The 12,808-nt window shown below is 65.1% G+C and carries 10 protein-coding genes; 7 read left to right on the top strand and 3 right to left on the bottom strand.

What is annotated here, in order from left to right; all coding sequences use genetic code 11:
* Positions 1-295 precede the first annotated feature (295 nt).
* The 4 genes from ALSL_RS13585 (at position 296) to ALSL_RS11170 (ending at position 5,363) form a co-directional block, all read left to right on the top strand.
* Positions 296-826, top strand: coding sequence for a fimbrial protein (locus ALSL_RS13585; protein WP_161970955.1), 531 nt, complete (start codon positions 296-298; stop codon positions 824-826).
* A 165-nt stretch (positions 827-991) separates the two neighbouring features.
* Positions 992-1,690, top strand: coding sequence for a fimbrial biogenesis chaperone (locus ALSL_RS11160; RefSeq protein WP_231700216.1), 699 nt, complete (start codon positions 992-994; stop codon positions 1,688-1,690).
* Complete coding sequence (locus ALSL_RS11165) at positions 1,687-4,404, top strand: fimbria/pilus outer membrane usher protein (RefSeq protein ID WP_126539186.1); 2,718 nt, start codon at positions 1,687-1,689, stop codon at positions 4,402-4,404. Before ALSL_RS11160 ends, ALSL_RS11165 begins: the two co-directional genes overlap by 4 nt.
* Entirely contained in the window at positions 4,401-5,363 is a 963-nt protein-coding gene (locus tag ALSL_RS11170; RefSeq protein WP_161970956.1) for a fimbrial protein, read from the top strand. Before ALSL_RS11165 ends, ALSL_RS11170 begins: the two co-directional genes overlap by 4 nt.
* Before the next feature lie 7 nt (positions 5,364-5,370).
* Here ALSL_RS11170 and ALSL_RS11175 read toward each other — a convergent pair whose 3' ends face one another.
* A complete protein-coding gene (locus ALSL_RS11175; protein WP_161970957.1) occupies positions 5,371-5,682 on the bottom strand; it encodes a hypothetical protein in 312 nt (103 codons plus the stop codon).
* 427 nt (positions 5,683-6,109) lie between these two features.
* On the opposite strand from ALSL_RS11175, the gene ALSL_RS11180 reads away from it, so the two are divergent.
* From ALSL_RS11180 to ALSL_RS11190, 3 genes are all read left to right on the top strand, one after another.
* Positions 6,110-7,054: an ABC transporter ATP-binding protein gene (locus tag ALSL_RS11180; RefSeq protein WP_126539192.1), complete on the top strand. Its 945-nt coding sequence runs from the start codon at positions 6,110-6,112 to the stop codon at positions 7,052-7,054.
* Positions 7,051-7,833 carry an ABC transporter permease gene (locus tag ALSL_RS11185; RefSeq protein ID WP_126539195.1) on the top strand — a complete coding sequence of 261 codons (783 nt, stop codon included), beginning with the start codon at positions 7,051-7,053 and terminating at the stop codon, positions 7,831-7,833. The genes ALSL_RS11180 and ALSL_RS11185 overlap by 4 nt, the downstream gene beginning before the upstream one ends.
* A 110-nt stretch (positions 7,834-7,943) precedes the next feature.
* Positions 7,944-9,362 carry a sugar porter family MFS transporter gene (locus tag ALSL_RS11190; RefSeq protein WP_126539197.1) on the top strand — a complete coding sequence of 473 codons (1,419 nt, stop codon included), beginning with the start codon at positions 7,944-7,946 and terminating at the stop codon, positions 9,360-9,362.
* Positions 9,363-9,471: 109 nt separating this feature from the next.
* Here ALSL_RS11190 and ALSL_RS11195 read toward each other — a convergent pair whose 3' ends face one another.
* Positions 9,472-10,185, bottom strand: a complete 714-nt coding sequence (locus ALSL_RS11195; protein ID WP_126539199.1) for a c-type cytochrome — start codon at positions 10,183-10,185, stop codon at positions 9,472-9,474.
* An 11-nt stretch (positions 10,186-10,196) separates the two neighbouring features.
* Positions 10,197-12,782 (bottom strand): MtrB/PioB family outer membrane beta-barrel protein, encoded by a 2,586-nt coding sequence (locus tag ALSL_RS11200; protein WP_231700217.1) that lies wholly within the window; start codon positions 12,780-12,782, stop codon positions 10,197-10,199.
* Positions 12,783-12,808: the final 26 nt, after the last annotated feature.

Consider the following 12,808-nt stretch of genomic DNA (forward strand, 5'->3'; position numbering starts at 1 on the left):
GCGGCATCACCCGCAGGCCGCAACCCGAGGCAGGGCGCACTCGAGGATTCACCCGCACGGCGTCAACTTGCCGCGCCCTCACCGCTTGTCCCAACCGGCTCGCAACCCTGTTTCCCCGAGCCGTACTCGTCGCCCCGGTCGAAAGCTTGAGCCAAGAAAGTGTGACGTGGTTTGCATTTCACAGGCACTTGTGGCGAAATCTCGCGCAACGCTACGGCCAAGGCGCGGGGATGGAGATCGGCCGAGCGCACACGCGTTGATCTGCACCCACCTTCGAACGAGGAGAGCGTCACCCATGAGCATGAAGCAAAGCCTTCTTTCCGCCGCCCTGATCGCCGGCCTCGGCGTGGCCGCCCTGATGCCGCAGACGGCGTCCGCCGTGGATGGCACGATCAATATCAGCGGCAAGGTAATCGCCCAAACGTGCACTGTGAATACCAACAACGGCGCCACGGTTGTCTTACCCCCGGTCAACAAGAGTGTATTCACCGCAGCAGGCTCGACGGCGGGCGATACCAATTTCACTATTGCGCTGTCTAACTGCGATTCGCTTCTCACCAATGCGCAGATGTCCTTCAGCGGGGCCAATATCGACACCTCGAACGGCAAGCTTAAGAACACCAGCTCGGGTGGCTCGAATATCGAGATCGAATTGGTCAATGGGGCCACCCCGATCAACCTCTCCAACAACACCAATGCACCCAGTGTTCCCCTGAATAGTGGCAGCGGCTCCACCACGCTCAAAGCCCGTTACTACGCATCAACGACACCCGTCACTGCCGGTGCGGTCAGCACCAGCGTCGACTTCACGCTGACCTATCAATAAGCTTGGTTTTTCAGCTTTTGGCAAAGGCGCGGGACCGGGACAACAGCCGGTCCCGCGTCGTCATCTGACGCGGAAAAACGCACGGCTTGGAACGGGCCGAGAGGGGATTGGGGAATCATGTCTTCTTGCAAAAGCCTGCTTCGTACAGCCGGGTTGCTCTTGTGCATGCTGTGGGGGACGCTGGCCCAGGCCAACGTCCTCATCGGCGGCACGCGCGTGGTGTTTCCGGCCAAGGACGGTGAGGTCACCGTACGGCTGACCAACGACAACGATCATCCGGTGCTGGTCGAGGCCTGGATCGACCATGGCGACCCCCACGCGACGCCCGAAACGACCGACGTGCCGTTTCTGATCACGCCGCCGCTCTTTCGCATGGAACCCAAGAAAGAGCAGAACCTGCGCATCGTCTTCACCGGCGCCGCGCTGCCGAGCGACCGCGAGTCGCTGTTCTGGCTCAACGTGCTCGAGGTACCGCCCAAGCCGGGCGCCCAGGCCGCCGGCCAGAACGTCCTGCAGCTGGCGCTGCGTTCGCGCCTCAAGCTTTTTTACCGGCCGGACGGTTTGCCCGGCAATCCGCTGGAGGCGCCCGGCCAGCTGCGCTGGCAGCTCGCCAGGGACGGTACGGGCCATGTACTCGTCGCGCACAATCCGACCCCGTACTACCTCACCCTGGCCGAGGTGAGCCTCGCTGCCGGCGGCGCCCGCTGGGAAGCCGAGCCCGGCATGGTGGCGCCCTTTTCCGACTTGCGCCTGCCGCTCAAGACGACGCAGGCTTCGCCACCGACCACGGGCGCCGAAGTCAGCTATACCGCCATCGATGACTACGGCGCCACGCGCGCATTCAAGGCCACGCTGACGCCATGAGCGCGACGCGGTCCGGCCGCCGTCGCAAGTCTTCGTCCACGCTGCCACGCCGGCTGCTGCACGGCCTGGCGGTGGCGGGGGCGGTAGCCGCGCCGGCCGTGCAGGCCGCCGACAAGGTGGACGACAGCGCCACCGAGGTGAGCTTCGACCGCAGCATGCTGCCCGGCGCCGGCCAGGGCACCACGGATCTGTCCCGCTTCGAACGCGGCAACATGGTCCTGCCGGGCCTCTATCGGCTGGACGTCTTCCTCAATGGCAACTGGGTCGGCCGCGGCGACGTGCGCTTCGCCGCTCCCACCCCCGAGGCCTCGGCACAACCGTGCATGGACGCCACGCTGCTGGCCCAGATCGGCTGGGCCGAGCGCAAATGGCCGGCCGACATCCAGGCGCGTCTTGCCGACCCCAAGGCCTGTGTCGCCATCGACGAGCTGGTGCCGGGCGCCAGCGCCAGCTTCGACCAGCCCAATCTGCGCCTGGACGTCAGCGTCCCGCAGGCGCTGCTGGGCGGTCATGCCCGCGGCTACGTCAGCCCGGAGCACTGGGACCGCGGGGTCAACGCGGCCCTGCTCAATTACGACATCAACGATTACCGCTCGCACAGCGGCGGCGTCACGCAGAACGCCCTGTTCGCCAGCCTGAACGCCGGACTCAACCTGGGCGACTGGCATCTGCGCCACGACTCGACCTTCCTGCGCCAGACCGGCGCAGGGCCGACCCGGCAGCATTGGCAGAACGTGGACACCTACGTGCGCCGCGACCTGTCGTCACTGCGCGCGCAGATCACCCTCGGCGATGCCTACACCGGCGGCGATCTGTTCGACAGCGTCAGCATCCGCGGCGCGCAGCTGGCCACGGACGACCGCATGTTGCCCGATTCGCTGCGCGGCTATGCGCCGGTGGTGCGTGGCGTGGCCGAGACCAATGCCCGGGTGACCATCCGCCAGAACGGCATCGTGCTCTACGAGACCACCGTCGCGCCCGGGCCTTTCAGCATCGGCGATCTCTACCCCACCGGCTACGGCGGCGATCTGGACGTCACCGTGACCGAGGCCGACGGCCGCATACGGACCTTCGCCGTGCCCTATGCCTCGGTGCCGCAGCTGCTGCGTCCCGGCATCAGCCGCTTCGCCGTGGTAGCCGGCGAGCTGCACGACACCGCGATCCACAGCCACCCGGCGATCGCCCAGGGCACGCTGCAGCGCGGTTTCACCAACCTGTGGACCGGTTATGTCGGCGCCGTCGCGCTCGACGGTTATGCGGCCGTCGAACTCGGCAGCGCATTCAATACCCGGATGGGCGCCTGGGCGGTCGATCTCACCGAGGCCCGCACCCGCATTCCCGGCCAGGGTAGCGATCAGGGCCAGAGCCTGCGGGTGAGCTTCAGCAAGATCCTGCCGGCCACCAATACCTCGCTCAGCATCGCCACCTATCGCTATTCCACCAGCGGCTATCTCGGCCTGCGCGATGCGCTGACCGCGCGCGACCTCGCCCGCGGCTATTCCCAGCGGCTCGATCCCAATCTGCCCGGCTTCACAGTCCCGGGCTCCGTGCTCACGCCGGCGCAACAGGCCGCCCTGCAAGGCGCGAGCGACAATTTCCGCCTCTATACCAACCGGCTCGACCGCCAGCGCAGCCGCTTCGACCTCAGCCTGAGCCAGCCGCTGGGCACGCGCGGCGGCTCGCTGTACGTGACCGGTTCGGCCATCGACTACTGGAACCGGCGCGGCACCGACGTGCAGTTCCAAGCCGGCTACAACAACCACTTCGGGCGCCTCAACTACTCGCTGTCGGTTGCACGCACGCGCAGCGTGTTCGGCCAGAAGAGCACGCAGGCCTTCCTGAGCTTCACCCTGCCGCTGGGATCGGGCATCCATGCGCCCACGCTGGGCGGCAACTACACCCACGAAAGCGACGGCCACGCCCTCGCCCAGGCCACATTGAACGGCACACTCGGCGAGGACAACGCCTTGAGCTACGGCGTCACCGCCTCGCACGACAATGGCAGCGGCACCGGCGGCGGCAGCGACAACGCCGGCTCGGTCTATGTCGGCTATCGCAGCCCGATCGCACAATTCAACGCCAGCGCGGGCGGCGGCAGCGGCTATTCGCAGGCATCGCTCGCCGTCAGCGGCACGGTAGTGGCGCATCCGGGCGGCGTCACCTTCGGTCTGCCGGCGGGCGATACCATCGGCCTCGTGCAGGCCGAGCATGGGCAGGGCGCGCGCGTGCTCAATTCGCCCGGCACCCAAGTCGACCGCCACGGCTATGCGCTGGTCCCGTATCTCAACCCTTATCAGAGCAATGTGGTCCAGCTCGACCCCAAGGGTCTGCCGCTCGACATCGGCCTGGACGCCACCAGCATGCAGACCGCGCCGCACGCCGGCGCCGTGGTCATGCTCAAGTTCCCGACCAGCTATGGACGCACCGTGATCCTCAAGCTGCGTCGCAGCGACGGCGCCCCGCTGCCCTTCGGCGCCGACGTGCTCGACGAGCAGGACCGCCCGGTCGGCGTGATCGGCCAGGGCGGCCGCGCGCTGGCACGCCTCAACCATCCCGGCGGCCGGCTCAAGGTGCGCTGGACTTCCGACTCGGCCTCGCCCATGCAATGCGGTTTCGCTTATCGGCTCACGCCGGTCGAGCACCGCGAGGCGCGTGCCATCGAGACACTGGATACCGAATGCGTGATGGAAACGGCTCCCGGGAAGGCTTTATGAAACGCTGGTCCTGCGCCCTGTGGGTGCTCGTGATTCTGCTTGGGTGGATGCCGCGCAGCGCGTGGGCGGGTTGCTGGTGGTCGCTCCTGTCACCCGGCAAGACCGAAAGAGTCGATTTTCAAATGCCCGCCGTCATCAATATCGATCCCCATTGGAGTCCGGGCTCCACCATTGCCAGTTCATCTTTGGCCAACCCGGCGCCGAATAATTCGATCATCACCTGCGTATTCAACGACCCCCTCAGCCTGATCAATGAGATCGGCGGGCAGTCGAGCGTGCCAAAGGTATTTACCACCAACGTGGCAGGCATCGGCTATCGCATCCTGCATCCGGATGAAAGCTTCATATTGGGGCCAAACGACCGATACGGCGCGGGCTTTTTTCCCGACTTGAATGCCTTGAGCGTGCCTTCGCGACTGGAATTCGTTTATCTCGGCGGCACCGTCACTGCCGGGGGCACCATTCGAGCCGGCCGCTTTGCCCATTGGCGATTCGGCGACGTCGAGGCCGAGGACTTCTACCTCGTCAATAGCGTGACCTTCAAGCCCCCGACCTGCACGGTGGCCACGCCGAACATCGCCGTCACCCTGCCGCCCGTCAGCACGACGGCGCTGGCGAATACGGGCGCCGTGGCCGGTGCCACCGCCTTCACCATCGCGCTGGACTGCGGCAGCTATGCCGGCGGTCAGCGTTTGGCGCTGCAGTTCGACAGCGCGACGGCTTCGAGCACCTTGCCCGGCGTGCTCAACGTCAACGCGGGCAGCACCGCACGCAATGTGGGCGTGCAACTGACCGATGCCAGCTACGCGCCGATCACCTTCGGCACGGCCAAGACGCTGGGCACCACGACGACGGGCCGCAACAGTTACACCTACTATGCGCGCTACTACGCGCTGGGCCAGCCGGTCGGCCCCGGCACCTTGAGCGCGACCGCCACCTTCACCGTGTCCTACCCGTGAGGGGCGCTCATTCGTAGACCTGCGTGGCCGCCAGCACGGGGCCGACGCTGTAACTTTCGAAATAGCCGAGCAGCGGATCGCCGGCCAGGTCTTGGGCCGTGGTCACCGACAGCACGTAGCGCTGCGCGGCCTGTCCCGTTTGCGTCGTGCCGGGGCAGGCGCTTTGCAGCGAGCCGGTCTGCTGTGCCTTGAGCAGGTTCGCCGCACCCGCGGCACAGGTCGGCTCGACGATGGCGCCGCTGAACGTGATGCGGCCGTCGCTGGTCCAGCCCGACTGGGCGACCAAGATGCCGATGGCGACACCGAAGAGGCGGATCAAGCCTGGATGGGGGTGTGTCATGACAGCCTCGCATCCGACCCTCAGGGGATGAGGTCGGTCGAGGAGGCCATCGGCCGGCAACCTTCGGCGCTTGATAGCGACTGGGTATCGAGCTTCTTGAATTGTGACGTCAAACACTATTGCCTTGTGACGTCAAACACGATCGTGGCGCGCCCGGCTTCGAGGTCCTTAACCAGCGGGAAAGCCCCGATCGTTGCGGCAGGCGCGACCTGCGGCACAGACGCACCCGATGCGGGGCGTCCCGTTCGCCGAGCGCGGGGGCGTTGATCGGCAACGCCGATGCGCGCCCGCGGCGGACCGGCCATGGCAGCACCGGCAGATGGAACTGCCTTAAAAGGCCCGCAGGGCCCGGTCAGCCTGCCCTGAACGTTATAATGGTGCGTTTCCCCAACGCGTGTCGTGACCCATGACCCAGCCTCCCGCGCTCGCCGTCGACCATCTGCGCAAGGTCTACGCCAACGGCATGGAAGCGCTCAAGGGCATCGATCTCACCGTGCAGCAGGGCGACTTCTTCGCGCTGCTCGGTCCCAACGGTGCCGGCAAGTCCACGCTGATCGGCATTCTGGCGTCGCTGGTCAATGCCACCTCGGGCGATGCGCGGATCTTCGGCGTGTCGGTGCGCCGCCAGCGCAGCGAGGCGATGCGCCTGATCGGGCTGGTGCCGCAGGAAATCAATTTCAATCCGTTCGAGAAGCCGTTCGACATCTGCGTCAACCAAGCCGGCTTCTATGGCATCCCGCGCCGCATCGCCGCCGCGCGTGCCGAACGGTATCTGGAGGAACTCAAGCTGTCGGACAAGGCGCAGCAGCAGGCCCGCATGCTCTCCGGCGGCATGAAGCGCCGGCTGATGATCGCGCGGGCGATGATGAACGAGCCCAAGCTGCTGATCCTGGACGAACCCACCGCCGGCGTGGACATCGAGATACGCCGTTCGATGTGGCAGTTCATCAGCGGCATCAATGCGGCCGGCACCACGGTGATCCTGACCACGCATTACCTGGAGGAAGCCGAGCAGCTGTGCCGCAACATCGCCATCATCAACCACGGCAGCATCGTGGTGAACACCACCATGCGCCAGCTGCTGGCGAGGCTGGACGTGGAGACCTTCGTGCTCGACGTCGACCACGCGCCGGCGCAACTGCAGGCACCGGCCGGGGTCGTCCTGCGCCGCATCGACGAGCACACGCTGGAAGCGGAGATGTCGCGCGCGCACGACCTCAACTCCCTGTTCGCGGCGCTGACCGCGCAGGGCGTCATCGTGACCTCGATGCGCAACAAGGCCAATCGCCTGGAGGAACTCTTCGTGCGCCTGATCGAAGGTGAACTGCGGCAGGAGGAGCGCGCAGCATGAACCTGCACACCTCGGCCAACCTGGTCGCCCTCTACACCATCGTGCGCCGCGAGTTCGCGCGCATCCTGCGCATCTGGACGCAGACGCTGATCCCGCCGGCGATCACCATGACGCTGTACTTCATCATTTTCGGCAAGCTGATCGGCGCCCGCATCGGCACCATCGAAGGCGGCTACACGTACATGCAGTACATCGTGCCGGGCCTGGTGATGATGAGCGTGATCACCAACAGCTACAGCAACGTGTCCAGTTCGTTCTTCGGCGCCAAGTTCCAGCGCTCGGTGGAGGAGATGCTGGTCTCGCCGATGCCTGCCTGGGTGATCCTCTCCGGCTACGTCTTCGGCGCGGTGGCCCGCGGCCTCGCGGTCGGCTTGCTGGTGCTGCTGATCGCGCTGTTCTTCACCTCGCTGCACGTCGTGCATCCGTGGATCACCTTCCTGTCCGTGCTGCTCGGCGCCACCATTTTCGCGCTGGCCGGTTTCATCAACGCGATCTACGCCAAGAAGTTCGACGACGTCGCGCTGGTGCCGACCTTCGTGCTGACGCCGCTCACCTACCTGGGTGGCGTGTTCTATTCGGTGCACATGCTGAGCGAGCCCTGGCAATCGATCTCGCGGGTCAACCCGATCCTGTACATGGTCAACGCCTTCCGCTTCGGCGTGCTCGGCCTGACCGACGTGCACCTGGGGCTGGCCTTCGTGGTCATGCTGATCTTTACCGCGGCACTGGCCGCGGTGGCGCTGCGGCTGCTGAACCTCGGCGTCGGCCTGCGTTCGTGAAAGCGGCCCGGCAAAGCGGGCACGGCATGAGGCATTCGGTCGCGGATATTTGACGAAACAACCATCTTTGCGCGGGCAGACTTTGCGGCACTTCTGCGAGGAAAGTGGCCATGAATGCTGCAACCGTTCCGGATGGTGAATCGAAGTCCACGGGTCATGTGGTCCTCATAGCCGCCGCAGCCGCGCTGGGCGGTTTTTTGTTTGGATTCGACACCTCGGTGGTGAACGGCACGGTCGATGCCGTGCGCGCCGGTTTCCATCTCAACGCCGGCCAGATCGGCCTGGCGGTTTCCTGTGCCCTGCTGGGTTCGGCCGTCGGCGCCTGGTATGCGGGTTCGCTCGCAGACCGCTTCGGCCGCCTGCGCACGATGCAGATCGCGGCCGTCCTGCTGGGCGTGGCGGCCTTGGGCTGCGGTCTGGTGCATGGCCTCTGGGAGCTCGTCTTCTGGCGCGTCGTGGCGGGCATGGGCGTCGGCGTGGCCTCGGTGATCGCCCCGGCCTACATCGCCGAGATTTCGCCGGCCGACATTCGCGGCCGGCTCGGCTCGCTGCAGCAGCTGGCCATCGTGCTGGGCATTTTCGTCGCCCTGCTGAGCGACGCCTGGATCGCCCACGTGGCCGGCGGGGCCGCCAATAAATCCTGGTTCGGCCTCGAGGCCTGGCGCTGGATGTACATCGTCGGCGTCGTGCCGGCGCTCATCTATGGCGTGCTCAGCATCCCGATTCCCGAGTCGCCGCGCTATCTGGTGGCCAGCGACCGGCCGCAGGAGGCCCGCCAGGTGCTGCGCGAGGTGCTGGACCTCAAGAGCGAGTCCGCGCTCGACCGCAAGGTCGAGGAGATCGAGCACAGCCTGCGCAAGGAATACAAGCCCAGTTTCAAGGATCTGCGCGGCCCGCGCCTGGGCCTCTTGCCGGTGGTCTGGACCGGCATCCTGCTGTCCGTCCTTCAGCAGTTCGTCGGCATCAACGTCATTTTTTACTACTCGTCAGCCCTGTGGCACTCGGTGGGGTTCAGCGAGGCCGATTCTTTCACCATCACCGTGGCCACCTCGATCGTCAACGTGCTGGTGACGCTGGTGGCCATCGCCCTGGTGGACAAGGTGGGACGCAAGCCGTTATTGCTGGCGGGCTCGGCAGGCATGACGGTGGCGCTGGCGCTGATGGCCTGGTGCTTCGCGCAGGCGACCGGCAACGGCAACGCCTTGAGCCTGCCCGCGCCGTGGGGCCCGGTCGCGCTGGTGGCCGCCAACGTCTATGTGGTCTGCTTCGGCGTGAGCTGGGGGCCGGTGGTCTGGGTGCTGCTGGGTGAAATGTTTCCCAACCGGATCCGGGCCATCGCCCTGGCCGTGGCGGCGGCGGCGCAATGGCTGGCCAATTTCGCCGTGTCCAGCACTTTCCCTGCGCTGGCCGAGCTCGGACTGTCCTTCGCCTACGGGCTTTATGCGGCCTTTGCGCTGATTTCGCTGTTTTTCGTCTGGCGCGCGGTACGCGAAACCAAGGGCGTGGAACTGGAAGCCATGCCCGAATGAAAACGCTGGGCGGTCTCTCGCCTTGGGCGACACGCGCATCGCCGGAAGCTTTCCCCAGGCGATGCGCGTATGGCCTTGTCTGGCGACGTAGCGCCCAGCAGGTGCGTTCCTAAAGATGGGGCAGATAGGCGCTGAGCGCCTGGATGTCCGCGTCGGAAAGGCCCTGCGCGACGCCCTGCATGATCCGGGCATTACTGGTGCCGGCACGCACCCCGGCACGAAAATCCCCCAGCGCCTTGGTCACGAAATTCGCCGACTGGCCGTGCAGGTAAGGATAGGTGAACCAGGGCGGCTGGGGCTTGCCTTCCACGTCGGCAACGAAAGGCCGCGGACCGCGGGCATCGGGCCCATGGCAACCCTGACAGGGCGGAATGCCGCGCCCCGGATCGCCTTCGCGATACAGGCGCGCGCCGGGTGAGGAAGTGTCGGTACCGCCATGCGAGGCCGGCGCAAACGAGGCGTAGTAGGCGGCGATGTCGCGCATATCCTCGTCACTGAGCCGCGCGGCCTGCCCGCTCATCACCGGGTCGCTGCGATAGCCATCCTTGAAAGCCTTGAGCTGGATGTAGAGGTAGGTTGCCGGTTGGCCGGCCAGATTCCCCAATTCGGGAACCACCGCCATGCCCGAATGGCCGTGGCAGGCCGAACAGATGGTCACCTTGCCAGCCCCGGCCTTGGCGTCACCGGCCACCGGGCGGATCGCACGCACGTCCATGAAACCCGTGGGCGTGCCCGTGCCGGCCGGCGGGGACGCCTCCTGCGCGAAGGCGGCTATCGGCGCCGCCGCCAGGAGGGCAAGGAGGACAGTCGATGCGTAGTTCATGGCGCCTCCGCTCACAGCTTCACATTCAACATGAGGCCCACCACGGTCACATGGTAATGCGCCTGCGGACCTTCATCGGTATAGATGCGATGGTCGTAGACCAGCGAATCATTGAAACCGCGATAGTGCCAGTCGAGGAAGCTGCCGCTCTGGTAGCGACCGAACAGGCGCATGCCCATGTTGCGAGAGAGCGGGAAATTCAGCCCCGCATCCACCGTACTGGTGCGGTAGTGATTGTTGGGAAAGGCATTGTTCGGGGTCAGCGCGGCGGCATCTGGATGCGTCAACGCCCCGGTGGAAGCGTAGTCATAATTGAGCTTGGACAATGACTGGGTGTAATTCCAGGCGAGATCGAACTTCACCGGCCCGAAATTGTGCGCAAAGGTGATGCCTGCGTTGTAATCCCGCTCGCGGGTCAGATCACGCCAATAATTGGCTAGCGGATATAGCGGCCCGCCCAGGGACGGATCCTCACTGCCTGGCGCATTGACAATGGCCTCGTTGTCGGCGACATTGGCCATTTTGAGCCGCGTACCTTCCGCGCCGGCATAGACGCTGACATTGGTCGCGGCCGCGGGCTGCCAATCCCATTCGGTGATGAAGCCGGTGGTGCGGGTATTCTGGCGACCAACATGGGCATCGTAATGATCGCGGGTGCCGTAAAAGGTCGTCGATATCGTGCTGGTCTCGCCCAGCGGATAGAGCAGGATGATGCGTGCCTTGTTTTCCTTGCGGTCGCTCATGTCGTACTTGCGCATGGCGTCCACCGTCAGGGCCATCGGCGCGATGCCGTTGGCAGGCACGTAGCCGGGCAGCGAAAGGGTGTAGAAGTCCTCGTAGGGATCATAGTTGTAATGATCGCCGGTGCGGTCGGCATATTCGAAACTGGCCCGCACCGTCAGCGCCCCGAGCGAATGGCTGATCCAGCTCAGTTTCAGGCGTTGCTCGTCCAGACGCTTGCGTTCCCGATGATCGGGCTTGTTGCGGTCGAAGGTGTAGACCGCATTGATGGTATTGGCATTGCCGATATTCCAGTCTGCGCCCAGCTCGAAAATCATGTCCTGATAGCCGAAGGGCACATTCCGATACTGCACGTTGGAGGTGCTGTAGTAGCCGGTGTCGAAGATGCCCACCTCGCCCGGCACCATGCTGCCCTGCGACCCGTTCTCGGAGATGTAGCCGTATTGCCCGGTCAGCGGGTTGTAGGCGACATAACGGGTCTTGTTGTCTTCCTTGTAGTAGCGCAAATCGGCATGCCAGCCAAAAGCATGGGTGGGATGAAAGCTGACTTTGGCGTCGAACAGCTTGGTGTCGATGCGCGCGTTGGCGCTGGTCTTGGACAGCGAGGCCGGCGTGTTCCAATCGGCACAGGGGACGATCTGCTGGAACGGACCGAAGGAAAATCCCAGATTGCCGGTGCAATTGAGGTTGGGTTTGAGGTCGTCATCCTGCCGCATGGTGCCGTAGGCGCCGGTCAGCGAAAGTTCGCCGTTCCACTTGAGTTCGCGGGAGAGCTCAAGGCGCAGGTTGTGATAATCGTTGTCCGGCTCCAGCGAAGTCTGGCCATTGGTCAGCAAGCCGGCCGGTGGCACGCCGAAAACGGTGCTGATGTAGAAGGGGTTCTGGTAATTGAAATAATCCTTGTGGTCGCGGAAGAACGAGCCGGTATAGACCGCATTGAAATGCCAGATCTTGCCGACGTTGCGCAGACCGAGATTGATATCGGTGGTGGTGAAGTCGATCGGCCGGACCGTCTCCAGAATGCCGCCATTGCCACCATAGGGCGAGCCGGTGCTGGGGAAGGCGAAGTTGAAGATCATGGTGCCGCCGTAGGGGCGGTCACCGTTTCTTTCCTCGTTGGTGACCGAGGCGTAGCCGATCCAGTTGCGATAGAGCTCGCCCTCGATGCTGATTCCCGAGCGCGTGCGGGTCAGCCCGAGCGTGCGGCGCGGCGCATCGCGCGAGGCCTGTTCCACCGCGGCAATGGTGCTGTATCCGGGCGTCAGACTGGTGGGCAGGGTCAAATTGGTGCCGCCCACGCCGTTCCAGATCGGATAGGCGCTCGTGGACAGGGTATGCGGCATGTCCCGATAGAAGGCCTCGACCTTGTAACTGCCGTAGCGGCCGGCACGCAGCCGGTAGTACTGGTCGTGATCGCTGATCCGGCTGCCGCGGAACTCGAGATAGCTGCCGGTCTTGCGGTTGTCGAAGCCCAGGGCCAAGAGGCCCAGCGCGCCGCCGTTCTTCCAGTCGGTGTACTGGCGGAAGAACTCGGCGTTGGGATCGCCGCTCACGTGGATGTAGCCGAGTTCGAGCAGGCCCCAGTAAGTCCAGTCGCCACCGGTGCCGAGCGGCTTTTCCGTCGGGCTGTAGGGATAGGGATAGAGCGCGCCGCTCGGCGTACGGAACATGCCCGGATGCAGCCAGGACATGCCTTCCGGACCCGGGTCGATGAGCGGCGTCCAGCCACGCGGATCCAGCGCATTGCCGTATTGCAGATCGCCCACCCGCATGCTGTCGCTGCTGTCGCTGGCATGGACGGGTAACGCCAGGCCAGCTGCCAGCCCGAACAGGATGGCCAAAGGCATCGATTTCATCGTGCACATCGTCCGCTCCTCCCGCA

This window comes from Aerosticca soli (assembly GCF_003967035.1).
Taxonomy (GTDB): Bacteria; Pseudomonadota; Gammaproteobacteria; order Xanthomonadales; family Rhodanobacteraceae; genus Aerosticca; species Aerosticca soli.